The organism is Candidatus Accumulibacter phosphatis (genome assembly GCF_000024165.1).
GTDB lineage: Bacteria > Pseudomonadota > Gammaproteobacteria > Burkholderiales > Rhodocyclaceae > Accumulibacter > Accumulibacter phosphatis.
Window position 1 is genome coordinate 475,117 of the sequence record NC_013194.1, and the last position, 22,254, is coordinate 497,370.

Here is a 22,254-nt window from a genome sequence, read left to right on the forward strand (position 1 = left end):
TTGGCAGATGTACGCTCACATCGGCAAGTCCTTCGGAAAGCCGACCAGTGCGTCGTGGTCGATCTTGTCCAGCGCTTCGGGACCCAACTCGCGGCTGTTCCACGCGTAGTTGAGCTTGGCGTAGATTGCCGGCATCACCTCCGGCAACAGGAGATCAACCGCTTGCGGACTTCTCTCCAGCTCGCCAACGGCGTCTTCGAGTGCATCCATGACATCGTTGAGCGTAGCAAGCACCCATTCCACGTCCATCTGTTCCTCCTTGCTGTTCGGATCGAGGCGTGATGGTAAACGGAAACGGGTCGCCAGCGCAGTCAGGTCTAGCGCTGCCTGGCGAGGAAGCGATCGAGTTGCGCGGCGAAGACCTGCCGGTCGCTCTGGCTGAGGCTCGCCGGCCCCGAGGTGGCGACGCCACTGCTGCGCAGTTCCTCCATGAAGTTACGCATCGCGAGGCACTCGCGGATATTTTCGCGACTATAGAATTCGCCGCGCGGATTCAGCCCGTAGCCGCCACGTTCGATGACCTGCCCGGCCAACGGGATGTCGGCGGTAATCACCAGGTCGCCCGCCTGCATTTCCTGAACGATGCGCTGGTCGGCGACATCGAAACCCGTCGGCACCTGCCAACTGCGGATCCAGGGCGAAGCGGGCACGCGCAGCATCTGATTGGCGACCAGGGTAGTCATGATCCGCGTGCGCTGCGCGGCACGAAACAGGATTTCCTTGATGACGCCAGGGCAGGCGTCGGCATCGACCCAGATCTGCATCGAGGGGCGTCAGTGACGCGCACGCCACTGTTTGTCGATGCCGACCACGACATAGGCAAGCACGCCGACAGCAAGAATTTCGAGCCATTGGTGCAGGCCGATCGGCGCGGTCGCGAACAGGCGGTTCATCAGCGGTACATAGGTCAGCAGCGCCTGTAGCACGGCCATCGTCAGCACGCCGTACCACACCGCAGGGTTCGAGAACAGGCCGATACCCAGCGCCGTACGCGTCAGCGACCGACAATTGAAGAGATACATCGCCTCCACGACGACAAAGACGTTGACTGCAACGGTACGTGCTTCGGCGAGCGATTCGCCCTGCGCCAACTCGCGCAGGAACAGTCCAAAGGACCCCGCCAGCAGCAGTACGCTGACCAGCACGATGCGCCAGACCAGTCCGGTGTCGAGAATTGGAGCGCCTGGCGGGCGCGGCGGGCGACGCATCACGTTGTGCTCGATCGGCTCGAAGGCGAGCATCAGTCCGAGGAACACGGCAGTCGTCATGTTGATCCAGAGGATCTGCAGTGGCGTGATCGGCAGGGTGGCGCCGGCGACGATCGCCGCGACGATGACCAGACCCTCGCCGAAATTGGTGGGCAGTGTCCAGGTGATGAACTTCACCAGGTTGTCGAAAACGCCCCGCCCCTCCTCGATTGCCGCCTCGATGCTGGCAAAGTCGTCGTCGGTAAGCACCATGTCGGCAGCGTCCTTGGCCACTTCCGTGCCCCCCAGTCCCATGGCGATGCCGATATGCGCCTGTTTGAGGGCCGGTGCGTCGTTGACCCCGTCGCCGGTCATCGCCACCACTTCACCGTTGGCTTGCAACGCCCGCACCAGGCGCAGCTTCTGTTCCGGCTCGACACGCGCGAAGACGTTTACACTGCGCACCACGCCGCGCAGGCCTTCGTCGTCGAGCGCCGCCAGTTCGCGGCCGTTGAGCGCCGTTTCTCCCGCCCTGGCAATGCCGATCTGCCGGGCAATCGACAGTGCCGTGACCGCATGGTCACCGGTGATCATCTTGACCGTGATGCCGGCGGCGTGACATGTCCTGACGGCGGCAATCGCTTTCGGGCGCGGCGGGTCGATCATGCCGACCAGACCGACGAACTGCAGTCCGCTATCGGCACCCATCGCCTCGAGGGTCAGCGCCGGGTCGGCAGCGAGGCGGGCAATGGCGAGGACGCGCAGTCCCTGCGCCGCCATAGCGCGGGCGGCGACCTCGATCTCGACCCGGCGTACCGGCACAGACTGCCCGTTCGCATCGAGCATGCTCTGCGAGCGCGGCAGCAACTGTTCGAACGCGCCCTTGTAATAGGCCATCCGCTGGCCCTCGATCTCGTGCAGGGTCGCCATGTATTGCCGGGCCGAATCAAATGGGATCTCGTCGAGGCGCGGAAAGAGCCTCTGCAGAGTTCGCTCGTCGAGCCCGGCCTTGCGCGCCACCACCAGCAGCGCCCCCTCGGTCGGGTCGCCGACGACCTCCCAGTGCCGGTTGACACGGTTGAGCCCGGCGTCGTTGCACAGCGCGCCGGCCAGCAGGCATTCGCGCAAGGCGCCGGCGATGGTTTCGCCCTCGCCGACCTTCCCGTTTGGCGAGTAGCCGCTACCGCTGACGACTGTCCGCTTGCCGCCGGTGTGGATCTCGCGCACCGTCATCTGGTTTTCGGTCAGGGTGCCGGTCTTGTCCGAACAGATGACGGTCGTGCTGCCGAGCGTCTCGACCGCCGGCAACTTGCGGATGATCGCCCGCCGTCTGGCCATGCGCGACACGCCGATGGCCAGAGTGATCGTCATCGCTGCCGGCAATCCCTCCGGAATCGCTCCGACGGCCAGCGCCACCGCGGCCATGAACATGGCAAAAGCCGATTCGCCACGCCAGAGGCCGACCGCGAAAGTGAGTGCCGCCAGAACGCCGATGGCGATCAGCAGCCAGTTGCTGAAAGCCGCCATCCGGCATGTCAGCGGCGTCGTCAGGTCGGGCGCTTCGGCGATCAGGCGCGAAATGCGGCCGGTCTCCGTGCGATCGCCAGTGTCGACGACGACCCCGGCGCCTTGCCCGCTGATCATCACCGTGCCCGCGTAAGCCATGTTGCCGCGGTCGGCGAGCAGTGTATCTTCCGGCAGTGTCTCGCCGTGCTTGGCGACGGCAGCTGATTCGCCGGTCAGCGCCGACTCTATCGCCTGCAGGTCCTTGGCGCGGAACAGGCGCAGGTCGGCGGGAACCTTGTCTCCGGCCGCCAGCAGCACCACGTCGCCGGGTACCAGCGCCGTCGATGCCAGCCGCTGCTTGCAGCCGCCGCGCAGGACGGTCACTTCGCTGGGCACTGACTGTGCCAGGGTGGCCAGGGCGCTCTCGGCACGTCCTTCCTGGATGAAGCCGATCAGGGCATTGATCAGGGTGACGCCGAGGATCACCCCGGAATCGACCCATTCGCCGAGCGCGGCGGTGACCACGCCGGCGGCGAGCAAAACCAGAATCAGGGGTTGCACGAACTGCAGGGCAAAGCGCTGCAACGGGCCCTTGCCGGGCTTCGGCGTGATCCGGTTCTCGCCGTGTATGGCGCGGCGGCTGAGCACCTCGCTTTCCGCCAGCCCGTCGTTGAAACTGGCCTCCAGTCTGGCCGCCGCCTCGTCGGCGGCAAGGTAGTGCCAGGCAATGCGCTTGCGACCCTGTTCGTTCATCGTCTGCAACAGACCGGCCGACGCCGGCAAGCTGGTGCCGTGCTTGTGCAGGCGGTGTGCGGTAGCGCACATGTTGGTGTTCTCAAACGGCATGCCCATCGCTGGCGGTTCACCGGTTTCTCCCAAGCCTTGACCATTGCCGGCCTCATTCTAACGCCCAGCGGCGGCAGTCCCGCGATTGTCGGTGAAGGGCCCGGCGGAATTCGCGGGTGCGCGACGGCTCATCGCGCAGATGCTGTCGGAAAATTTTACACTGCGCCGGACAGTGAATCGTTGCTGGAGGATTACACCCATGGTTTAATGAGTGTCGTGTCCATAGCACGAATATTGCTTGCAAGAACAAACTGATCTCGGAGTCCTGAAATGTTTTCACGCTCTCTCGGCGGGCGCTTCTGGCTGGGGCTGTTGCCGGCGATATTGGTCGCCGGCAAGGTCTTGGCACACCCAGTCGTTCCTGATGAGCGGACGCTGCAGGTCGATGCCGAACAGGCCGATGTGCGACGAGCGACCGACGGGATTTCCGACGCAACCGCCTTGGCGCGCCAGGCGTCGTCGGCAAGCGAGCGGGTTCGTGGCCTTCCGCCCGCGCCGACCAGCTACGACGATCGTTCTGCCGTCCTGGCGGACCCGTTGGCGCGCGGCAGCGATCTGGCGGTTCCGGCGTTCGCCAGGCTGCAACCCGGTATCAATGTCAGCGCCATCACGGGCGGTGTCGACGACGCCGATCCCTTGCCCGGCCTGCGACGCTCGGTTGCCGATGGTGCGTTTCAAGGGAGCGCCACGGCTTCCCCGGCGCGTGCTGTCCGATCCGCCGCCACGGCCGCAGCAGACCGTGGCGAGGATGCCGCGGCTGCCTTGAACGAACTGCAGGAGTCGGTTGTCGAGGTGATCGCCGAAGCGCTTGATGTACGCGTCGGCAAGGACGGTCGCGTGGACTTCTCGGTCGCCGGCGTGGAAGGGTTTCACGTTGTCTCGGCAGCGGGCAGAGTGACGCTGGGCCTCGACAACACCGCTGTAACCTTCGTTCAGTACGGCAGCGACACCCCGGCTGCCCGGCCGGTGCCTGCGACGGCGTCGCCCAACCCCGAGCCGGTCGCGTCGGCTGGTGGCTTCAACCCAGCGCGCGAATTCGTCGGCCTGCTGATCGAGGTCGTTCAGTATCCACTGCTCTGGGTGATCCTGTTCTTCCTGATCGTCGGCAAGATTGCCTGGCTTGTCGTCACCCGGCGAGGTCACAAGAGACGGCACCATAGCCATCGAGCGAGCCAGCCGACGCGACTGAAGGTGAAACGCTCTCGCTCGCGCTCCCGACACAAGTCGGTACCGGCCGCGGGGATCACGGGACCTCCGGCGGCCAGCCCGCAGGAAAGCTAGCCGAGCGTCGCTGAGCAGGCGGGCACGAAGGCACGCAGGACCACTCGCGGCAAGGCCAGGGCAATCGCTTACGCATATGTCGTAAACTCCTGATAATAGTGGTTTACAATCAGTCAGTTATGACAGGGTATTGTATTTTTTGTAAGAATCTCGTCTACTCTCCTCTTTCGGGAGGACGGCGGGATGACACTGTTGGAGGCATTTTCCGGGCTGCCGGACGGACGGAAAGGTCCGGCACAGCGCTACTCGTTGGCACAGATTCTAATCATGGCAGTGTGCGCCATCCTGTGCGGAGCGGACAATTGGGTTGAGGTGGCTGACTGGTGCAAGGATCGCAAGGAGTGGCTGAGTGAGCGATTCCGCTGGCCACTGGAAGGAGGCACGCCATCGCACGACACGTTTGGCGACCTCTTTCGGGTGCTGGATGCTCACATATTCGAAACACGTTTTCGGGATTGGATCCGTGAGCTGGCCGGTGTGATCGACGGTGTGGTGGCGATCGATGGGAAAACCTTGCGGGGTTCTGGCAAGAAAGGAAGTAACGAGCTCTTGCATATGGTCACGGCGTACGCGGTGCAAAGCGGCCTGTGTCTGGCACAGGAAGGCACTTGCGGCAAGGGACACGAGCTAGCGGGGATGAAGGCGTTGCTTGATGTTCTGGTCCTGAAGGGATGTATCGTCACCATGGATGCGCTGGGTTGCCAGACCGAACTGGCCGAGAAGATCGTTGCCCGCGGGGGAGATTACGTGCTTCAGGTCAAGGACAACCAGAAGAATCTGGCCGAGGCCCTTCGGGAGTTTTTTGACACAGGCGCCGCCGCCGGGTTTGGTCGGCTCACGGTCGAGCATTTTGAGGAAACCGAGAAGGATCATGGCCGCATCGAGACCCGTCGTTACACCTGGATTAATGACGTCACCTGGATGGACAGGCCCATGCGTGCGGCGTGGAAGAAACTCGGCGGCGTCGGCATGATCGAGTCGATACGGCAGATCGGCGACAAGGTCAGTGTCGATCAGCGTTACGCGATCGGTTCCTGCGGTGTGCAAACGGTCGAAATGTTTGCCAAGGCATCCCGTAGCCACTGGGGCATCGAGAATGGCTTGCACTGGACACTTGATGTGGTCTTTCGCGAAGATCAGTGTCGGGCCCGCCTGGGGAACTCAGCGCGGAACCTCTCCGTTCTGCGCAAGTTTGTCCTGACCACCTTGCGCAAAGAAGAGGGTTGCAAGATGGGCTTGAACCGCCGCCGTCTTCATGCCGACCGAAACGAGAGCTATCGCGAGTCATTGATCGCTTTGGCTTTCTCCGACCGGACGTCCATCAATTGTATGAACTCTGCGTAAGCGATTGCCCTGGCGGCAAGGCCTGCATTGCGGAGCCAGGGACCTGGCTTGAGGTATACTGGAGATGACGCCGTTCGGTATCGCTTCATCGCGGCCTCCGCTCCCACCACTCCACTTCCCCAGGAATCCATCATGTTGCAGAAATCTGCCTCTTTCCCTGGAATTCAGGGCCCCATCGTCGCGATCGTCATGGACGGCTACGGCATCGCCAAATCCGACGTCGGCAGTGCCATTGCCGCTGCCCGCAAACCTACCCTCGACAGGCTTTTCGCGACCTACCCGAACATCACCTTGCGCGCTCACGGCGTTGCGGTCGGCATGCCTTCCGACGAAGACATGGGCAATTCCGAAGTCGGGCACAATGCCATCGGCGCTGGCCAGGTCTATAGCCAGGGCGCGTCGCTGGTTGCCGACGCCATCGCCTCCGGCTCGATCTGGCAAGGCGCCGCCTGGCAGCAGATCGTCGCCGGCGCCAAAGCCGGGCGTGGCGTGATTCATTTCATCGGCCTGTTCTCCGACGGCAATGTCCATAGCCACATCGATCACCTGCGGGCGATGATCGTTCGCGCCAGAGAAGAAGGCGTCCAGGCGGTGCGTGTTCACATCCTGCTCGACGGGCGCGACGTCCCCGAGACCAGCGCTCTCGACTACGTGCTGCCCTTCGAGGCCTTCCTCGCGGAAGTGAGCAGCGAAGGCTTCGACGCGCGGATTGCCTCGGGCGGTGGCCGGATGAACATCACCATGGACCGCTACGAGGCCAACTGGAACATGGTCGACAAAGGCTGGCATACACACGTCCTGGGCGAAGGCGATCAGTTCGCGAGTGCCGCCGCCGCCATCGAGGCGCTACGCGTCAGGTTTCCGGGAACCATCGACCAGGATCTGCCGCCATTCGTGATCGCGCGCGACGGCAAGCCCGCCGGCACGATCGAGGACGGGGATTCGGTGGTCTTCTTCAATTTCCGCGGCGACCGTTCGATCGAGATCACGCGCGCCTTCGAGGATGCGGCTTTCGACAAGTTCGAGCGCGTGCGCGTGCCGAGCGTCACCTATGCCGGCATGCTGCAGTACGACGGCGACCTGAAGCTTCCACGGCGCTTCCTGGTCGATCCGCCGGCCATTCTCGATACCATGGGCGAGTGGTTCGCGAAAGCCGGCATCACGCAGTTCGCCTGCTCCGAAACCCAGAAATTCGGACACGTAACGTATTTCTGGAACGGTAACCGGTCAAACAAGTTCGACGGCGAGACCTACCAGGAAGTGCCGAGTGACGTCGTACCCTTTGAACAGCGCCCCTGGATGAAGGCCGCCGAGATTGCCGACGCCATGATCGAAGCTCTGAAGAGCGGCCAGTACCGGACCTTGCGCTGCAACTTCGCCAATGGCGACATGGTTGGGCACACCGGCAGCTTTCGCGCCGCGACGATGGCCATCGAGGCGGTCGATCTGCAGCTGGCGCGCATCCTGCCGGTCATCGATGCGCTCGGCGGCGTGGCACTGATCACCGCCGACCACGGCAATGCCGACGAGATGTACGAGATCGACAAGAAGACCAAGCAGCCGGCAACAAATGCGGATGGCTCCTTCAAGGCGAAGACTGCGCACACGCTCAATCCCGTGCCGCTGATCCTCTACGACAATGCCAGCGGCGGCAAGCTGGGCCTGACACAGACGGAAACCGCGGGTCTATCCAACATCGCCGCAACGATCGCCAACCTTCTCGGTTTCGAGAAGCACGCCAAGTGGGACGAAAGCGTGCTGGTCGTCAGGTAACGCCAACGGTTTGAGGGCGGCCACGGGGGTCGGCGCCGACCCCCGTGGCCGCTGCGCGCGCTCGGCGGTGGCGAGGGGTAGTCGCCGGCGCGATGCGCGATCAGTCAAGGCAGGCGCTGCTCGAGGGCGTAGAGTTCCTCGGCGGTCTCGCGGCGGCGAACGAGGTGGACGTCGGCACCATCGACCATCACTTCGGCAGCCCGCGGCCGGCTGTTGTAGTTGGAACTCATCGCCATCCCGTAGGCTCCGGCCGACATGATCGCCAGGAGATCGCCGGTGGCCAGAGCCAAGTCGCGCCCGTGGCCGAGAAAATCGCCGGATTCGCAAACCGGCCCGACGATTTCCCACGGCCTGGTCGCCCCCTGAGGCGCAACGACCGGGACGATGTCATGCCATGAGCCGTACAGCGCAGGCCGTGCAAGGTCGTTCATCGCCGCATCGACGATGGCGAAATTCTTCACTTCGCCAGGCTTAAGGTATTCGACGCGGGTCAACAACAGGCCGGCGTTGCCCACCAGGCGGCGTCCCGGTTCGAGCAGTACCTGCAGGTGCCTGTCCCTGAGCTTCTGCAGCATCGGCTGCAGGTAAGCCTGAACGGTCGGCGCGTCCTCGTCACGATAGCGAATGCCGAGGCCGCCACCGAGGTCGATGTGGTGCAGAACGATGCCGTTGGCGGCGAGTTGATCGACGAGCGTCAGAATCTTGTCGAGCGCTGCGGCAAACGGCGCCGGATCGAGCAGTTGCGAACCGATGTGGCAATCGATGCCGCTGATCGTGAGATTCGGCAGGCTGGCAGCGTGCCGGTACAGCGCCAGAGCCTCCTCGTAGGCGACGCCGAACTTGTTTTCTTTCAGGCCGGTCGAGATGTAGGGGTGCGTCTTCGCGTCTACGTCGGGATTGACGCGCAGGCTGATCGGCGCCGTCTTGCCGAGACGGCCGGCGACAGCGCTGAGACGGTCGAGTTCGGGAGCGGATTCGACGTTGAAGCAGAGGATGTCGGCGGCGAGCGCCAGTTCCATTTCGGCAGCGGTCTTGCCGACGCCCGAGAAAACGATCCGCCGCGGGTCGGCACCGGCGGCCAGAGCGCGCCGGAGTTCGCCGCCGGAAACGATGTCGAAGCCGGCGCCGCGTCGGGCGAAAACGTCGAGCACGGCCAGGTTGGAGTTTGCCTTCACGGCATAGCAAACGAGTGCATCGAGGCCGGCGAGTTCGCGCTCGAACTCCGCGAGTGAAGCTTCCAGCGCCGCGCGCGAGTAAACCCAGCACGGTGTGCCGAAGCGTGCGGCGAGATCGATCAAGGAGACGGATTCGGCATGCAGCACACCGTTCCGGCGAGCGAAGGCGGTCATCGGGCCGGGTCTCCGGGCGTGCTAGAATCCTTTGCTGGCGTTGCACCGGGAGTCGCCGGCTGCGCGGCGGCGTCCGCAGGCTTGGCTTGGGCGGCGACCGGCGCTGTCGGCTGCGGGGGTAGGAACAGCCCGCCGCGGTTGCCGCAGGCAGCAAGGAGCAAGGTTGCCAGCAAAGCCGGCGCGAGAAAATGTTGCCGCATGGATCTGGACGTCAAAACCGGGGATGGTAGCACAGGATGAATGATAACGAATTCAACGAGCTTGCCGACGCAACGCTGACGCAGATCGAAACGGCGCTCGAACGCAGCGGTGCCGATCTGGATTTCGCGATGGTCAGCGACAGCGTGCTCGAAATCGAATTTGCCGATCGCAGCAAGATCATCGTCAATCGACACGATGCCGCCAAAGAGATCTGGGTTGCCGCCAGGTCGGGGGGGTTTCACTACCGCTGGGACGGCAGTTGCTGGCAGGACACGCGCAGCGAGGAGGAATTGATGGCAGCGCTGTCGCGGCTGATTTCCGAGCAGGCGAGGGAGCCCGTTCTGCTCAGCTAGTGCCCCCCGCGGGCAGCGCGACAGTCAGAACTGGAAAGCCCCGGTCTCCCCGGGCCGCCGCAGCATCTTGTTGACTTCATCGGCGTGCAGTTCCTCATCGACGATCAGCTCGCGCGCGTATTCTTCGAGCAGGATGTGCTTCCCTGCCACGATCTCCAGCAAGCGGCCATAAGCCTCCCTGGCCTGCGTTTCGTGCTCCAGACTCTCACGCAACATGTCGCCGACATCGTGCGTGTCGGATTCGAGCAGGGGGCCGATTCCCAACGAGGGATGACCGCCCAGCAAGGTCACCATTTCTCCGGCGCGCCCGGCGTGCATCAGGCTCTCCTCGGCGTTCTTCTTCATCCATCCGACGATGGGGATGCGGTTGTAGCCATACACCATGAGCGCGTAATGCGTGTAGCGGACCACACCCGCCAGTTCAAGCTCCATGATCTGATTGAGAACCGAGATTGCTTTCTCACGGTCGAAATTGCTCATTTTCATTCCTTACAGGTTGGCGCCGTGGCGAAGACGAGGCGTCGAACCGGTGTGGCGTCACCAGTCCTCCCTACCGAAGCAGCAAGCAGGTCGTGTCTTCCTTGCTCTCAGACTCTTGTCAGGCTGAGTGGTTGCAGCGCCGGTAAGATGTTTTGCGGCCCGCGCCTCGGCTACCCGCGCACGCTCACAGCGCCAGCTGCAAACGCACCCCGGCGACGGTGGCGTTCGGCAAGTACAGACCCGGGTTCAAGATCCGCTGGACGAGCGGTTGCAGGACCACCCCGGGTGCCAGTTGTGCCCGGTAGGTCATTTCCACGGCCGTTTCCGCGGCCGACGACAGCGGCTCACCCAGCTCGTCCGACAACTGCGCGCGCCCCTGCGGACCCGCATGCGCACGCGTCGCGGCGATACCGAAGGTGTCTTTCTCGCGCCCGGCGAACGGACCCCGGAAGCTGAAGCCGACGCTGAGCGAGTAGTCGAGGGTGTTGGTCCGGCCGTCGGTGAAACCGTAGCGGACGAAAGCGGCGAGGTCACGGTTCGATTCCGGAACCCGAAACACCGTCTGCTCAGCGAGGAAATAGGCGCCCCAGTGCGTTGCCAACAGCGGTTCGTCGGCGGCATCGACGGCAACGAGTTGCGGGAAGCGCGGCGAGAATCGCCACATGCCCACGGCAAGCTTGCTGATCGGCACGAAATCGTCCTTGGCCTCGGCCGGCGTGCTCTCGCGCAGCAGTCCGGCCTTGGCCGGACTGAAACCGACTTCGCCGATGAGCATGCTGCCGGTACCCTTCGGCCAGCTCACATTGGGGCCGGCGGTGGCTATCCTCTCGCTGGGAATCCCGCGCGAAACCGCCAGCATCGCGTACCAGGCAGGATCGGGATCGACACGCAGGCGTGCCGCATAGGTGCTGGTCGGGTAAATCGACGGACCGGCCAGGCTGCCGAAGTTGGCCACTTCCGCCGCCATCCCGAACGACGGATGCAGGAAGACTCCCGAGGCGTCGGTGACGTAGAACTCGCTGTCGATCGGGTAGAGACCAAGCCGAAGCGATGCCCTGTCGTCAAGGAAGGCTTGCTGCAGCCACGCCTTGAAGACGCCGGTACGGTTGACCGGTGCCTCGAGGTTATCGACGCCCATCAGGCTGCCGACATAGTTGAGATTGACTCTGCCGCCAGTGTTGCTGATCAACTGCAGAAAGGCGGAACCGCCTGTCCAGCCGAAGAGTTTCTCGCCGTCGAATTGCAGGACGAGGTCGGTATGGCCCATGTAGGCCCCGCCGTGCTGCAGGCCGCCGGCATTGTTGCGCAGGTAGTCGGCCGTGTACATGAGGTCGGCCTGGACGCCTGCGTCGTAGAGCCGCTTGCGGGCGCCGCCCCAGTCGCCGGTGAGGGTGCTTTCCTGCCAGTTGGGGGTGTCGTCGGTGGCATCGCTTGCCGCTACTGAATCTCCTTCGGGGGCTTTGCCGGCCGCTATGACTTTGCCAAGGTCGGCGGGATTGTCGGCCGCAGCGCCCAGAGTAGTCAGCGGTTGACCAAGAAAAGAGGCGAGCAGCGCCGCCCCGAGGAGGTTGGTCAGCTTGTTTCTGGCTATCAACATTGTTTATCGCTCCTTCATATTTGTTTTGGCCAGCATGGCCAACAGTTCATGGATCGTTCGCGGCTTGCCCGCATCCGAGACCTGCCCGCGGGCAGCAAGTGCGTGCTGTAGCTCGACGACTCCGGGCTATGGCAGCCCAACTGCCGACAAGGCATTCCCCGCCGTCGGCCAGCTTGGCCGCGTCCAGCGAAGCCACACAATGACCGCCCGTCACCAAGTGAAACCGGTCGGCCCAGCGGTAGGTGAAGTCGATCTCGTGCGTCGCCGGCAGCAGAGCAATGCCCCGGCCATGTAGCTCGCCCAATACCGCCAACAGATCCTCCTGCGCGCTGTGATTCAGGCCGGCCATCGGCTCGTCGAGTACCAGCAACTCGGGGTCCATGGCGAGCACGCCGGCGTCGCTACCCGCAGATAGCGTCCGCTCGGTATTCCGGCACCTGCCAGCGTCACTGCGGCGATCAGTAGAGGGACGACGGTCGTCGCGACGGGTACCCCCGCAGTGAAGGCCGCGCCGAGCCCGCACAGCGCGAAGATTCCCTTGACCACTGGCGAGACCCGCCGCCAGCGATTGGTGTAGGCCGATTGCTCGATCAGTAGGCACCGGCACCTTCGTCCGCCGCCTTCCTGCGCGCGGCATACTTCTCACGGGTAACCGAAACGCCAAAGTAGTAGCCGATGAAGCCCGCCCCCAGAGCAGCCTGCAGAGCAAACAATAGAGAGGCGATCTCCCCGCTAGCGGGTTCCATCAGCGGCTCGAACCATCGCGTGTAGTTCGGACTGATGTCACCGATCAGATCCTTCGCCTTGTCGTCCGCACCGGCGAAAATCTCGACCGCTTTGCCATCTGCAGCCGGTGCCGGCTTCTCCACCAGCCACAGCGGAAAAACGGCGAGCAGCACAACCAGAATCAGAAGGATGAGGTTTTGATGGTGTTTCATGCGTGCGCCTCCCTGCCGCCAAGGAGTTTCAGCTTTTGCAATTCCTGTGGGTTGAAGCGGATCAAGGCGTTGAAAATGACCACCGTCAGCAAGCCCTCGCTGATCGCCAGCGGGATCTGGGTGATCGCAAAAATTCCGGCAAACTTGACAAAAGAGGCGACAAAGCCGCCTTCCAGATCAGGGAAGGCCCAGGCCAGTTGGACCGAGGTGGTCACGTAGGTCAGCAGATCGGCCATGCTGGCGGCGATGAAGACACTGACCGCGAACGACAGCTTCAGGCTGCGCGCCAAGCGAAACAAACCGGCAGCCGCGAATGGTCCGACAATAGCCATCGAGAAGATGTTGGCACCGAGTGTTGTCAGGCCGCCGTGTGCGAGCAACAGCGCCTGGAAGAGCAGCACGACCATGCCAATCGGCGCCATCGCCGCCGGGCCGAAGAGGATGGCGCCAAGCCCGGTGCCGGTGGGATGCGAGCAACTGCCAGTCACAGACGGCAGCTTCAACGCCGAGAGAACGAAAGTAAACGCTGCCGCCACACCGAGCAGCATTCGTTGCTCGGGATTCTCCTGGATGTGTTGTTTGACGGCGTGAATGCCGTAGATGACGAACGGCGCGGATGCCACGGACCAGCCCACAGCATGCTCGATAGGCAAGAAGCCTTCCATGATATGCATGACTCTCTCCCACAGTGAGAAATGACCAGATGCGCCATTTGGGGGAAAAGCAAACAGATCGGAAGACAAGCCGCGCGACGACAACCGACTGACGGCGAATCGACGCAACCTCTCCCTTTACCCCGGGGATTGGCGCTACATTTGATTTGGGCCGGTCTTCTGGCTTGCCTTCAGTCTTCTCCAGCAGCCTTCCCATGCGCGAGCACAGTGGCGTTTTGCGGAGTCGTCAGGCTTACAGCAGCGGGGGCTGCGCCGGACTGTCTGAAGGATCAGAGTCACCGGCTTCCCGTTTCACCCGCCCCACGGTCGTGGAGCAAGGCACCCAAACAGAGTCAACTATACTATACGGTGGGCGTCATCCGGCAACAGGCAGAAACCTCGCTCGCACGGTGCCGCCCCTTTGTTACGGTACCGCGCGGACTGCCTCGGTGTCCCCCGGCCTGCGCAGCATCTTGTTGACTTCGTCGGCGTGCATTTCTTCGTCGACGATCAGGTCCCGCGCGTACTCTTCGAGCAGGATGTTCTTTCCCGCGACGATCTCAAGCAGCCTGTAGTAGGCGGCTCGGGCCAGAGTCTCATGCTCCAGGCTCTCGCGCAGGATATCCCCGGTATCGTGCTGATACGTTTCCAGCAGGGGCCCGATTCCCAAGGACGGATGACCACCCAGCAAGGTCACCAGTTCGCCGGCGCGCCCGGCATGGACCAGACTCTCCTCGGCGTTCTTTTTCATCCAGTCAACGATCGGGATGCGGTTGTAGCCATAAACCATCAGTGCGTAATGCGTGTAACGCACGACACCAGCCAGTTCAAGCTCCATGATCTGATTGAGAACGGCAACTGCTTCGTCACGGTCAAAGTCACTCATCTTGATTCTCCAATAGTTAGCGCTAAACAGAGGTCGTGCCTGCAATTGGTGTGCGCCGTCACCAATCAGGGCTGATTGAGGCCAAGGCTACCCGCCATTGTTTTCGGGAACCCACCACCAAGTTCGAGTCCCGGCCGCGCACGCTCACAGCGCCAGCTGCAAGCGCACCCCGGCGACGGTGGCGTTCGGCAAGTACAGACCCGGGTTCAAGATCCGCTGGACGAGCGGTTGCAGGACCACCCCGGGGGCCAGTTGTGCCCGGTAGGTCATTTCCACGGCCGTTTCCGCGGCCGACGACAGCGGCTCGCCCAGCTCGTCCGATAACTGCGCGCGCCCCTGCGGACCCGCGTGCGCACGCGTCGCGGCGATACCGAAGGTGTCTTTCTCGCGTCCGGCGAACGGACCCCGGAAGCTGAAGCCGACGCTGAGCGAGTAGTCGAGGGTGTTGGTCCGGCCGTCGGTGAAACCGTAGCGGACGAAAGCGGCGAGGTCACGGTTCGATTCCGGAACCCGAAACACCGTCTGCTCAGCGAGGAAATAGGCGCCCCAGTGCGTTGCCAACAGCGGTTCGTCGGCGGCATCGACGGCAACGAGTTGCGGGAAGCGCGGCGAGAATCGCCACATGCCCACGGCAAGCTTGCTGATCGGCACGAAGTCGTCCTTGGCCTCGGCCGGCGTGCTCTCGCGCAGCAGTCCGGCCTTGGCCGGACTGAAACCGACTTCGCCGATGAGCATGCTGCCGGTACCCTTCGGCCAGCTGACATTGGGGCCGGCGGTGGCTATCCGCTCGCTGGGAATCCCGCGCGAAACCGCCAGCATCGCGTACCAGGCAGGATCGGGATCGATACGCAGGCGTGCCGCATAGGTGCTGGTCGGGTAAATCGACGGGCCGGCCAGGCTGCCGAAGTTGGCCACTTCCGCCGCCATCCCGAACGACGGATGCAGGAAGACTCCCGAGGCGTCGGTGACGTAGAACTCGCTGTCGATCGGGTAAAGACCAAGCCGAAGCGATGCCCTGTCGTCAAGGAAGGCTTGCTGCAGCCACGCCTTGAAGACGCCGGTACGGTTGACCGGTGCCTCGAGGTTATCGACGCCCATCAGGCTGCCGACATAGTTGAGATTGACTCTGCCGCCAGTGTTGCTGATCAACTGCAGAAAGGCGGAACCGCCTGTCCAGCCGAAGAGTTTCTCGCCGTCGAACTGCAGGACGAGGTCGGTATGGCCCATGTAGGCCCCGCCGTGCTGCAAGCCACCGGCGTTGTTGCGCAGGTAGTCGGCCGTGTACATGAGGTCGACTTGAACTCCCGAGTCGTAGAGCCGCTTGCGGGCGCCGCCCCAGTCGCCGGTGAGCGTCGTCTCCTGCCAGTTCGGCGTGTCGTCGGTGGCGTCCGCTTCGTCGGTGGCCGCCAGAGCGGCCAGCGGCTGCCCGAAAAAAGATGAGAGCAGCAGCGCGGAAGCGAGGGTCTTGAGTTTGTGCGTCGGTATAGACATGGTTACTGGGCGTTTGTGTTCTTGTTGGTGACGACGACTACCTTGATTGACGTCGGCTTGCTGGCGCATCCGGAGCAGCCGCCACAGCTGCTGCTGCCACTCGCACTGGCCTGTCGACGGGCGGGGTCGGGAGCGGCGTCGGCAAACCCAAAACGCGGGGCCAGGGTCGCCCAACGTTCGGCCAGCGCGACCCGCAGAGCACCCGGCATGAGCCGCCAAGTGGCGTAGGTGGTGGCGCCGAGTACAGCGCCATAGGCTACCAGTTCCTCAAACATGTCAGCCTCCGGTGAGAGCAAGGGCAACGCGGTAAGTAACGAAAGCCGCACCATAAGCCAGGGCAAACAGGTAGCCGGCCATCAGCAGCGGGTAACGCCAGGAGTTGGTCTCGCGCTTGACGACCGCCAGCGTGGACAAGCATTGCGGCGAGAAGACGTACCAGGCGAGGAGCGAGAAAGCCGTCGGCAGCGACCAGCCGGCGGCCAGCATCGGCGCCAGTTGTTCAGCCACGTCATCACCGGTTGCGGATAGCGCATAGACCGTGCCGAGCGCGCCGACGGCGACCTCCCGGGCTGCCATGCCGGGAACCAGGGCGATCGAGATCTGCCAGTTGAAGCCGATCGGCGCGAAGATCACTTCGAGCGCCTGGCCGAGCATGCCGGCATAGCTGTACTGGATCGCCGGGCCTACGGCGCCGTCGGGTGCCGCCGGGAACGACGACAGGAACCACAGCACCACCATCAGCGCAAGGATGATGTTGCCGACGCGCATGATGAAGATCCGGGCGCGTTCGATGAGGCCCAACAGCAGATTGCGGCCATGCGGCCAGCGGTAGGATGGCAGCTCGAGCATCAACGGATGCTGCAATCCCTTGGCGACCGTCAACTTGAGTACGCCGGCAACGGCCATGGCGCTGACCACGCCGGCCACGTAGAGGCCGAAAAGGACCAGCCCCTGCAGATTGAAGACGCCGGCCACCGTGCTCTCCGGAATGAACGCTCCGATGATCAGTGCGTAGACCGGCAGGCGCGCCGAGCAGGTCATCAGTGGCGCGATCATGATCGTTGCCAGCCGATCGCGCCAGTTGGCGATGGTGCGTGCGGCCATGATGCCGGGAATGGCGCAGGCAAAGCTCGACAGCAGGGGAATGAACGAGCGGCCGGACAGCCCGACGGTCCCCATCAGGCGGTCGAGCAGGAAGGCGGCGCGCGGCAGGTAGCCCGAATCCTCGAGAGCCAGAATGAAGAGGAAGAGAATCAGGATCTGCGGCAGGAATACCAGCACGCTGCCGACGCCGGCGACGATGCCGTCGACCAGCAGGCTGCGCAGAATGGTGTCGGGCATCTGCTCGGTGAGAAACACACCGAACGCCTGAACGCCGCTCTTGATCAGATCCATTGGTACACTGGCCCAACTGAACACCGCCTGAAACATCAGAAACAGCGTTGCCGCGAGGATCAGCATTCCCCAGACGGGGTGCAGGACGACGCGATCGATGCGCTCGTCGAAGCGCGTGTCGAGCGCCGGCTCGCGCACCGTCGCGGCAAGAATGCGCCGCACTTCGCGCTGCGTGGCGGTGACGTCCGCGACATCGGGCGGCAACCAGACCGGTGGGTGCGCTACGTCATCGGGCAGCGCGGTGTCGAGCTGGCTGATCAACTCGCTCGCCCCGCCCCGCTTGACAGCGATGGTGCGGACAACCGGCACGCCCAGTTCGCGGGCCAGTGCCGGCACGTCGATCTCGATACCGCGTTTGCTCGCCAGGTCGTTCATGTTCAGGGCCAGAACCATGGGCAGGCCGAGACGCTTGACCTCGAGAACGAGCCGCAGGTTGAGCTTGAGATTGGTCGCGTCGCTCACGCAAACGAGTATGTCAGGTCGCGGCTCGCCTCCGAGCATGCCGAGCACGACATCGCGCGTGATCTCCTCGTCGATGCTGACCGCATTGAGGCTATAGGCGCCCGGCAGATCGAGTACGCGAAACTGTTTGCCCGACGGCGTCGTCAGTTGCCCTTCCTTGCGGTCCACAGTCACGCCAGGATAGTTGGCGACCTTTTGCCGGCTGCCGGTCAGCAGGTTGAAGAGCGCCGTCTTGCCGCAGTTCGGGTTGCCGAGCAGGGCCAGCCGCAAGCTTCCATTGGCCGTACTCATGCCACCACCCCACGCAGCGGCGCGACCAGGACGCGCTCGGCCTCGAACCGGCGCAAGGCGAACATCGTGTTGCCGACGCGTACGGCGACGGGGTCGCCGCCCGGGTGGCCGCGGGCAACGACGCGCACCCGTTCGCCCTCGATAAAGCCAATTTCGAACAGTCGCAGCGCCAATTCGTGGTCCGCCGTCTCGCCGTCAGCGGCGACGGGTCCGCTGCGTACTGTCCCTTCCTGGCCGGTAGGCAGGTCAAACAGGGTGATCAAGTCCATCGAACTCATGAAATCTGTTTCCTTTCTTCCAGTACGTCGCCGTTTGCCGGCGCGCCAACAAGCGTGCGCGGAGCGTGTCGCTCCGCTGGGACGCTGCCCAAGTCGCAGATTCGCCCACAACCCTGATCCAGGCGCTGTTACTATACATGCGAATCATTCGTATTACCAGTGTTTTCGGGAGACTCCAGGCCAACAGCAGACTGCGTGTTTGCGCTGCGAGGATGCGCTCAGCGGTCGGCGATGCCTTCGCACGCAACTCCGTCATGTAAGCAGGGGCGGGTGAATTCGTCGCTACGCAGGTTCGCGCCGCCGCGAAGCGGCAGGGGCAGCAAGTCAGGTGTCGAACAGAATGCGAATGATTGCTATTTACGATTCAGCAAAGAGCCTATATGATGGGGGCGCTTCTCGACAGAAGGAACGACCGATGCGCAGTCTGCTCTTCAATACCTTCCTGGCCGGCCTGCTTCTCTGGCTAGTAATGGCCGGAATCTAGCGTTCAACCAACCGGGAGTTGCCATGCCAGCCAATGATCTCTGGGCCGGGGCCCTGAGCCTCGTTCTCATCCACGACGAGACGGGGTGCCCGCATTCCGCCCTCAATGCCGCGCGTCTGCTCGATCGCCTGTGCGAGATGGAGGGTCTCGATGCCGATACCCGCAACCTATGCGAGCGCGCCAGCGGGCGCCTCAGCGCGGCCCGCCCGAAGCACGATCCCCTGCGGGCTTGACGGCGGTGGCCGCCTCGCGCCCCTGCCGAAACGAGTCGGGCATGTCCGACGTTCCTTTTCTGCGCGTCGCGGCGGCCGACATCGCCACCGAGCAAGGCCGACGGGACGCCCTTGCCGGCTTGCCGCACGCACCTCGGCCGGTGGCCGCGGACAATGCGTCCCTGGGGTCGCGGCGTCGGAAGCTATGGGATCTCCAGGCAAAGTTCCACTGCCCGGTGGTTGGTGTCTGTTTCGAGGTCAATGAACTGCGCACGCTGATTTCCCGGATCATGCATTTTCCGCGCGAGACGACGGACTTCATGTTGCATACGACCGCCGTCGGCGCCTGCGAAACGCGTAGCCGACTGTCGGAGGTGCTGCAGAAGTATCTGGAGCGACGCTTTCCTCTGGCGATCCGCCGCTTCTCGGGCGCCAGGAGCGCAGAAGGTGTGCGCGCCCTGTGGCGCGAGTCCTGCAAGACCGGCAGCGATATTCCCGGCGCGCTCTGGGCCAGTTGGACGCATCCCGCCTGTGACGCGTCGCTGGCGCAGGAGATCTATGCCGACATCCACATGATCCAGCATCAGGTGGGCAGCGGCACGCGTGCCGATCTGGCGGCACTGCAGGCCGTGCAGGCGGAGAACGCCGAACTGCGCAAGCAGTTGCACGAAGCGCGCGCTGACGCCGAAGCGCAAGGGTTGGAAAGATCGCGAGAAGCGCAGATCCTCGTTCGCCAGATCGCCGACTTGCGCGCCAGCCTGGCTGGCAAGGAAGGCATGCTGGCCACCGTGACCGGGCAGTTCGACACCTTGCGACAAAGCCTGCCCGAGCTCAAGGCCCGCCAGTCGCTGGCCCGTCGCGCCAGCGACGCGGAGGCGCGGGCGACGGCATTGAGGGCGAGCGTTGCCGGTCTGGAAGGCGAGGTCGAACGACTCGGCCGGCTCGTCCAGCATGCCGAGGAAACCATCGAGCATCTGCTCGCCGCCGAAGCAAGCGCCGCCGGTCAGGGACGCCCCGTGCTCGATGAGCCGCCGCCGGACCTTGCCGGCAAACGCATCCTCTGCGTCGGCGGTCGTTCAGGGTCGGTCGACGCCTACCGCAAGATGGTCGAACAACGCGGCGGCAGCTTCCTGCATCACGACGGCGGGCTGGAGGAGAACCTCAACCGAATCGACGCGGCACTTGCCGCTGCCGACCTCGTCGTCTGTCAGGCCGGCTGTATCAGCCACAACGCCTATTGGCGGGTGAAGGAGCAGTGCAAAAGGACGGGCAAGCCATGCGTCTTCGTCCGGGGCGCCGGCGTCACCAGCTTTGGCCGGGTCGTCGGTGCCGCCGGCGCAGGGAACGAGGAAAGCGGCGTCGACCGCCTGTCAAGCGCTACCGAGTAGGCGCCGCGTCCTGCCTGTTCGCCGCCGGGGGTGCCGCGAGCGATGGTCTTCAGCCGGTCGACCGCCAGCGCGACCAGGCGGTCGCCAGGCCCCAACCGAGAAGAAGCCCTACCGCGTCGGCCAGCAGGTCTGCCCACTCGGCAAAACGATCGGGAGTGAGCGATTGCAGTCCCTCGATCAGGCCGCCGTAAGCCAGGAGGCCGGCAAGCAGCGGGCCCCGGCTGCCCGGATACGAACGCAGCCCCAGCACGGCGAGCACGGCAAAGGCCAGCAGGTGATTGCTCTTGTCCCAACCGGTGTCGGGCAGGTGAGGGCTCGGTGGCAGCAGCGACAGCACGAGCACGGCGAGCGCCGTCAGCCAGAAAAGCCAGCGCCAGTGGGTGCGTGTGACAAAACTTGCGGTCATGAAGAAGGCAGCGAATCTCGATGAAAGGTGGCGCGCCGGGAGCGCCGCCGGGGGACGGGACGAGGCGGCGCCCCTTCGTCGCCGGCACGGCGTCCGTTGGCGAATGGTAACAGAGGTCCTCCCTGTCGTTGGCCTTGGCCGGCGAGCGCCGTCGTACCGTTGTCAACCGGGGCAGTCGGTCGTCATCCATCGCTCCGCTGTTTCCGGTCGCTTGCGCCATCAGGAGACCCGACGGCGGGTTCGCTGCCACGTCCAGGCCAGCCAGGGCAGCAGGATCATCCCTCCCTGTGCCGTCACACCTTGCAGGCTTGGGCCTATGCCGAGCCAGGAAACGCGAGGGAAGCCGGGCAGTGGTGTGGTTGCCAGCCTCCCGGCGGCCTGAAGTTCGATGATTCCCTGGCCAAGAAAGACAAGGCCGATGCCATAGACCAGGACCGCGGTAACAGCGAAGAAGGTGGCGTGGGGCAGGCGTAGCGCCATTCGGTTCAGCACCAGATAGACGAGTGCCAGCAAGCCGCTGGCCAACCCGATCCCGGCAATGATGGCCCCGCCGTGATCGGCGTGGCTGGCCAACAGGGCGTGATAGAAGAGAACCGTTTCAGCGCCTTCGCGATAGACCGCCAGACAGGCGGCACCGCCCAGGGCGATCAGCGAACCACGCGAGATGGCACTGTCGACCCGGCCGGCAATCCAGGCCTGCCAGCGTCGGGACTCGCTTTTCGAGAGCAACCAGAAGCTTACGTAGAAGAGAACGGCGGCAGCCAGCAACATCGTCGCGCCCTCGACAACGGCTCGCGATGCGCCGGCCGCGCGTATGGCACTGGTCATTGCCCAGCCGGTCAACAGCGACAGCGGAATCGCCACGCCGACTCCGGCGTAGAGGACCCAGACACGGTCGGCGGCTCCCGCACGCCGCAGGTAGGCGGTGAGCGCGCTGACGACGAGCATTGCTTCCACTCCCTCGCGGATCAGGATCAGGGCTGATTTCAGCAGTGCCGGCAGGAATCCGTCCGTTTCGGGTGTGCCGTAAAGGGCTGCGGCGACGTTCAGCCTGTCGCGCAATGCAAGCCATGAAGACTGCAGATCTGCCGCGGCGACGCCCTGCATGGCCTGGCCATTGACGACGCCGAAGAGCACCTCGAGTTCGTTCTTGAGGCTCGGCGACCTTATGCCGAGATCGACTTCCATACCGCTACCCTCGAAGACCGCGAAGTAGAGGCTGGACAGTTCGCTGGCTGTCGCCAGGCGGTTGGCGGGATCGTAGGCGGCAACGGCAGCATCGCCGCGGCGGCTGATTTCTGCGGCGACGGCGGCCCCGTCGATCGCCGCGGCGGCGCCGGAAGGTGTGCCGAGAATGGCCAGCACGGCAAGCAGGAAGGCAAGGAGTCGACGAGGGATCATGGTTGTCCTGGGGGGAGTTGAACAGGCTGCGCGCCACCATCGAGCGGCAGTG

The 22,254-nt window shown here is 64.0% G+C and carries 23 protein-coding genes and 1 riboswitch; of the genes, 6 read left to right on the forward strand and 17 right to left on the reverse strand.

From position 1 onward, the window contains the following. Positions 1-15 precede the first annotated feature (15 nt). The 3 genes from CAP2UW1_RS02035 to CAP2UW1_RS02045 all read right to left on the reverse strand — a co-directional run bounded on the left by CAP2UW1_RS02035 (position 16) and on the right by CAP2UW1_RS02045 (position 3,518). Positions 16-249 (reverse strand): hypothetical protein, encoded by a 234-nt coding sequence (locus CAP2UW1_RS02035; protein WP_012807203.1) that lies wholly within the window; start codon positions 247-249, stop codon positions 16-18. Positions 250-317: 68 nt separating this feature from the next. Continuing rightward, complete coding sequence (locus CAP2UW1_RS02040) at positions 318-764, reverse strand: YaiI/YqxD family protein (RefSeq protein ID WP_012807204.1); 447 nt, start codon at positions 762-764, stop codon at positions 318-320. A gap of 9 nt (positions 765-773) precedes the next feature. Then, positions 774-3,518, reverse strand: coding sequence for an HAD-IC family P-type ATPase (locus CAP2UW1_RS02045; RefSeq protein ID WP_012807205.1), 2,745 nt, complete (start codon positions 3,516-3,518; stop codon positions 774-776). Between the two features lie 291 nt (positions 3,519-3,809). On the opposite strand from CAP2UW1_RS02045, the gene CAP2UW1_RS02050 reads away from it, so the two are divergent. The 3 genes from CAP2UW1_RS02050 to gpmI all read left to right on the forward strand — a co-directional run bounded on the left by CAP2UW1_RS02050 (position 3,810) and on the right by gpmI (position 7,937). Then, complete coding sequence (locus tag CAP2UW1_RS02050) at positions 3,810-4,820, forward strand: hypothetical protein (RefSeq protein WP_012807206.1); 1,011 nt, start codon at positions 3,810-3,812, stop codon at positions 4,818-4,820. A gap of 183 nt (positions 4,821-5,003) precedes the next feature. Continuing rightward, positions 5,004-6,164 (forward strand): ISAs1 family transposase, encoded by a 1,161-nt coding sequence (locus CAP2UW1_RS02055; protein ID WP_012807207.1) that lies wholly within the window; start codon positions 5,004-5,006, stop codon positions 6,162-6,164. A gap of 132 nt (positions 6,165-6,296) precedes the next feature. Next, complete coding sequence (gpmI, locus tag CAP2UW1_RS02060; protein ID WP_012807208.1) at positions 6,297-7,937, forward strand: 2,3-bisphosphoglycerate-independent phosphoglycerate mutase; 1,641 nt, start codon at positions 6,297-6,299, stop codon at positions 7,935-7,937. A 104-nt stretch (positions 7,938-8,041) separates the two neighbouring features. Here the strand turns inward: gpmI and lysA are convergent, their stop codons facing one another. Together lysA and lptM are read right to left on the reverse strand one after the other, a co-directional pair. Next, positions 8,042-9,286 carry a diaminopimelate decarboxylase gene (gene lysA / locus CAP2UW1_RS02065; RefSeq protein WP_012807209.1) on the reverse strand — a complete coding sequence of 415 codons (1,245 nt, stop codon included), beginning with the start codon at positions 9,284-9,286 and terminating at the stop codon, positions 8,042-8,044. Then, the gene (gene lptM, locus CAP2UW1_RS25925) at positions 9,283-9,486 is read right to left on the reverse strand and encodes an LPS translocon maturation chaperone LptM (RefSeq protein WP_291912560.1); all 204 of its coding nucleotides are present in this window, start codon (positions 9,484-9,486) and stop codon (positions 9,283-9,285) included. The genes lysA and lptM overlap by 4 nt, the downstream gene beginning before the upstream one ends. 36 nt (positions 9,487-9,522) lie before the next feature. Here lptM and cyaY point away from each other — a divergent pair, with 36 nt between their 5' ends. After that, on the forward strand, positions 9,523-9,840 hold the full coding sequence (gene cyaY, locus CAP2UW1_RS02070) for an iron donor protein CyaY (RefSeq protein ID WP_012807210.1): 318 nt from the start codon (positions 9,523-9,525) through the stop codon (positions 9,838-9,840). Between the two features lie 24 nt (positions 9,841-9,864). Here the strand turns inward: cyaY and CAP2UW1_RS02075 are convergent, their stop codons facing one another. From CAP2UW1_RS02075 to CAP2UW1_RS02120, 10 genes are all read right to left on the reverse strand, one after another. After that, a complete protein-coding gene (locus CAP2UW1_RS02075; protein ID WP_012807211.1) occupies positions 9,865-10,320 on the reverse strand; it encodes a ferritin-like domain-containing protein in 456 nt (151 codons plus the stop codon). 184 nt (positions 10,321-10,504) lie between these two features. Continuing rightward, positions 10,505-11,917 (reverse strand): carbohydrate porin, encoded by a 1,413-nt coding sequence (locus CAP2UW1_RS02080; RefSeq protein ID WP_012807212.1) that lies wholly within the window; start codon positions 11,915-11,917, stop codon positions 10,505-10,507. Between the two features lie 46 nt (positions 11,918-11,963). Next, entirely contained in the window at positions 11,964-12,299 is a 336-nt protein-coding gene (locus CAP2UW1_RS02085; RefSeq protein WP_041567663.1) for a hypothetical protein, read from the reverse strand. A gap of 208 nt (positions 12,300-12,507) precedes the next feature. After that, positions 12,508-12,855, reverse strand: a complete 348-nt coding sequence (locus tag CAP2UW1_RS02090; protein ID WP_012807213.1) for an energy-coupling factor ABC transporter substrate-binding protein — start codon at positions 12,853-12,855, stop codon at positions 12,508-12,510. Further along, complete coding sequence (locus CAP2UW1_RS02095; RefSeq protein WP_012807214.1) at positions 12,852-13,529, reverse strand: energy-coupling factor ABC transporter permease; 678 nt, start codon at positions 13,527-13,529, stop codon at positions 12,852-12,854. Before CAP2UW1_RS02095 ends, CAP2UW1_RS02090 begins: the two co-directional genes overlap by 4 nt. A gap of 132 nt (positions 13,530-13,661) precedes the next feature. After that, positions 13,662-13,870: riboswitch (cobalamin riboswitch) on the reverse strand. Between the two features lie 62 nt (positions 13,871-13,932). Continuing rightward, positions 13,933-14,394 (reverse strand): ferritin-like domain-containing protein, encoded by a 462-nt coding sequence (locus CAP2UW1_RS02100; protein WP_012807215.1) that lies wholly within the window; start codon positions 14,392-14,394, stop codon positions 13,933-13,935. Positions 14,395-14,538: 144 nt separating this feature from the next. Further along, the gene (locus CAP2UW1_RS02105; RefSeq protein WP_012807216.1) at positions 14,539-15,885 is read right to left on the reverse strand and encodes a carbohydrate porin; all 1,347 of its coding nucleotides are present in this window, start codon (positions 15,883-15,885) and stop codon (positions 14,539-14,541) included. Positions 15,886-15,887: 2 nt separating this feature from the next. Continuing rightward, positions 15,888-16,160 (reverse strand): hypothetical protein, encoded by a 273-nt coding sequence (locus tag CAP2UW1_RS02110; RefSeq protein ID WP_012807217.1) that lies wholly within the window; start codon positions 16,158-16,160, stop codon positions 15,888-15,890. Position 16,161: 1 nt separating this feature from the next. Next, on the reverse strand, positions 16,162-18,033 hold the full coding sequence (gene feoB / locus CAP2UW1_RS02115; RefSeq protein ID WP_012807218.1) for a ferrous iron transporter B: 1,872 nt from the start codon (positions 18,031-18,033) through the stop codon (positions 16,162-16,164). Further along, entirely contained in the window at positions 18,030-18,311 is a 282-nt protein-coding gene (locus CAP2UW1_RS02120; RefSeq protein WP_012807219.1) for a FeoA family protein, read from the reverse strand. Before CAP2UW1_RS02120 ends, feoB begins: the two co-directional genes overlap by 4 nt. A gap of 507 nt (positions 18,312-18,818) precedes the next feature. Between CAP2UW1_RS02120 and CAP2UW1_RS02125 the strand changes: the two genes are divergently transcribed. Both CAP2UW1_RS02125 and CAP2UW1_RS02130 read left to right on the forward strand, forming a co-directional pair. Further along, a complete protein-coding gene (locus tag CAP2UW1_RS02125) occupies positions 18,819-19,028 on the forward strand; it encodes a hypothetical protein (RefSeq protein ID WP_012807221.1) in 210 nt (69 codons plus the stop codon). 41 nt (positions 19,029-19,069) lie between these two features. Continuing rightward, a complete protein-coding gene (locus CAP2UW1_RS02130; RefSeq protein ID WP_012807222.1) occupies positions 19,070-20,395 on the forward strand; it encodes a DUF2325 domain-containing protein in 1,326 nt (441 codons plus the stop codon). Between the two features lie 49 nt (positions 20,396-20,444). Here CAP2UW1_RS02130 and CAP2UW1_RS02135 read toward each other — a convergent pair whose 3' ends face one another. Then, a complete protein-coding gene (locus tag CAP2UW1_RS02135; protein ID WP_012807223.1) occupies positions 20,445-20,801 on the reverse strand; it encodes a VanZ family protein in 357 nt (118 codons plus the stop codon). A 219-nt stretch (positions 20,802-21,020) separates the two neighbouring features. Then, positions 21,021-22,202: an FTR1 family iron permease gene (locus CAP2UW1_RS02140; protein ID WP_012807224.1), complete on the reverse strand. Its 1,182-nt coding sequence runs from the start codon at positions 22,200-22,202 to the stop codon at positions 21,021-21,023. Positions 22,203-22,254: the final 52 nt, after the last annotated feature.

Coding starts and splice junctions, on each gene's coding strand:
- feoB (WP_012807218.1), bottom strand. CDS start 18,033: ATGAGTACGGCCAATGGAAGCTTGCGGCTGGCCCTGCTCGGCAACCCG.
- CAP2UW1_RS02135 (WP_012807223.1), bottom strand. CDS start 20,801: ATGACCGCAAGTTTTGTCACACGCACCCACTGGCGCTGGCTTTTCTGG.
- CAP2UW1_RS02125 (WP_012807221.1), top strand. CDS start 18,819: ATGCCAGCCAATGATCTCTGGGCCGGGGCCCTGAGCCTCGTTCTCATC.
- cyaY (WP_012807210.1), top strand. CDS start 9,523: ATGAATGATAACGAATTCAACGAGCTTGCCGACGCAACGCTGACGCAG.
- CAP2UW1_RS02110 (WP_012807217.1), bottom strand. CDS start 16,160: ATGTTTGAGGAACTGGTAGCCTATGGCGCTGTACTCGGCGCCACCACC.
- CAP2UW1_RS02120 (WP_012807219.1), bottom strand. CDS start 18,311: ATGAGTTCGATGGACTTGATCACCCTGTTTGACCTGCCTACCGGCCAG.
- CAP2UW1_RS02040 (WP_012807204.1), bottom strand. CDS start 764: ATGCAGATCTGGGTCGATGCCGACGCCTGCCCTGGCGTCATCAAGGAA.
- lysA (WP_012807209.1), bottom strand. CDS start 9,286: ATGACCGCCTTCGCTCGCCGGAACGGTGTGCTGCATGCCGAATCCGTC.
- lptM (WP_291912560.1), bottom strand. CDS start 9,486: ATGCGGCAACATTTTCTCGCGCCGGCTTTGCTGGCAACCTTGCTCCTT.
- CAP2UW1_RS02035 (WP_012807203.1), bottom strand. CDS start 249: ATGGACGTGGAATGGGTGCTTGCTACGCTCAACGATGTCATGGATGCA.
- CAP2UW1_RS02085 (WP_041567663.1), bottom strand. CDS start 12,299: ATGGACCCCGAGTTGCTGGTACTCGACGAGCCGATGGCCGGCCTGAAT.
- CAP2UW1_RS02140 (WP_012807224.1), bottom strand. CDS start 22,202: ATGATCCCTCGTCGACTCCTTGCCTTCCTGCTTGCCGTGCTGGCCATT.
- CAP2UW1_RS02080 (WP_012807212.1), bottom strand. CDS start 11,917: ATGTTGATAGCCAGAAACAAGCTGACCAACCTCCTCGGGGCGGCGCTG.
- CAP2UW1_RS02045 (WP_012807205.1), bottom strand. CDS start 3,518: ATGTGCGCTACCGCACACCGCCTGCACAAGCACGGCACCAGCTTGCCG.
- gpmI (WP_012807208.1), top strand. CDS start 6,297: ATGTTGCAGAAATCTGCCTCTTTCCCTGGAATTCAGGGCCCCATCGTC.
- CAP2UW1_RS02105 (WP_012807216.1), bottom strand. CDS start 15,885: ATGTCTATACCGACGCACAAACTCAAGACCCTCGCTTCCGCGCTGCTG.
- CAP2UW1_RS02130 (WP_012807222.1), top strand. CDS start 19,070: ATGTCCGACGTTCCTTTTCTGCGCGTCGCGGCGGCCGACATCGCCACC.
- CAP2UW1_RS02095 (WP_012807214.1), bottom strand. CDS start 13,529: ATGCATATCATGGAAGGCTTCTTGCCTATCGAGCATGCTGTGGGCTGG.
- CAP2UW1_RS02090 (WP_012807213.1), bottom strand. CDS start 12,855: ATGAAACACCATCAAAACCTCATCCTTCTGATTCTGGTTGTGCTGCTC.
- CAP2UW1_RS02075 (WP_012807211.1), bottom strand. CDS start 10,320: ATGAGCAATTTCGACCGTGAGAAAGCAATCTCGGTTCTCAATCAGATC.
- CAP2UW1_RS02055 (WP_012807207.1), top strand. CDS start 5,004: ATGACACTGTTGGAGGCATTTTCCGGGCTGCCGGACGGACGGAAAGGT.
- CAP2UW1_RS02100 (WP_012807215.1), bottom strand. CDS start 14,394: ATGAGTGACTTTGACCGTGACGAAGCAGTTGCCGTTCTCAATCAGATC.
- CAP2UW1_RS02050 (WP_012807206.1), top strand. CDS start 3,810: ATGTTTTCACGCTCTCTCGGCGGGCGCTTCTGGCTGGGGCTGTTGCCG.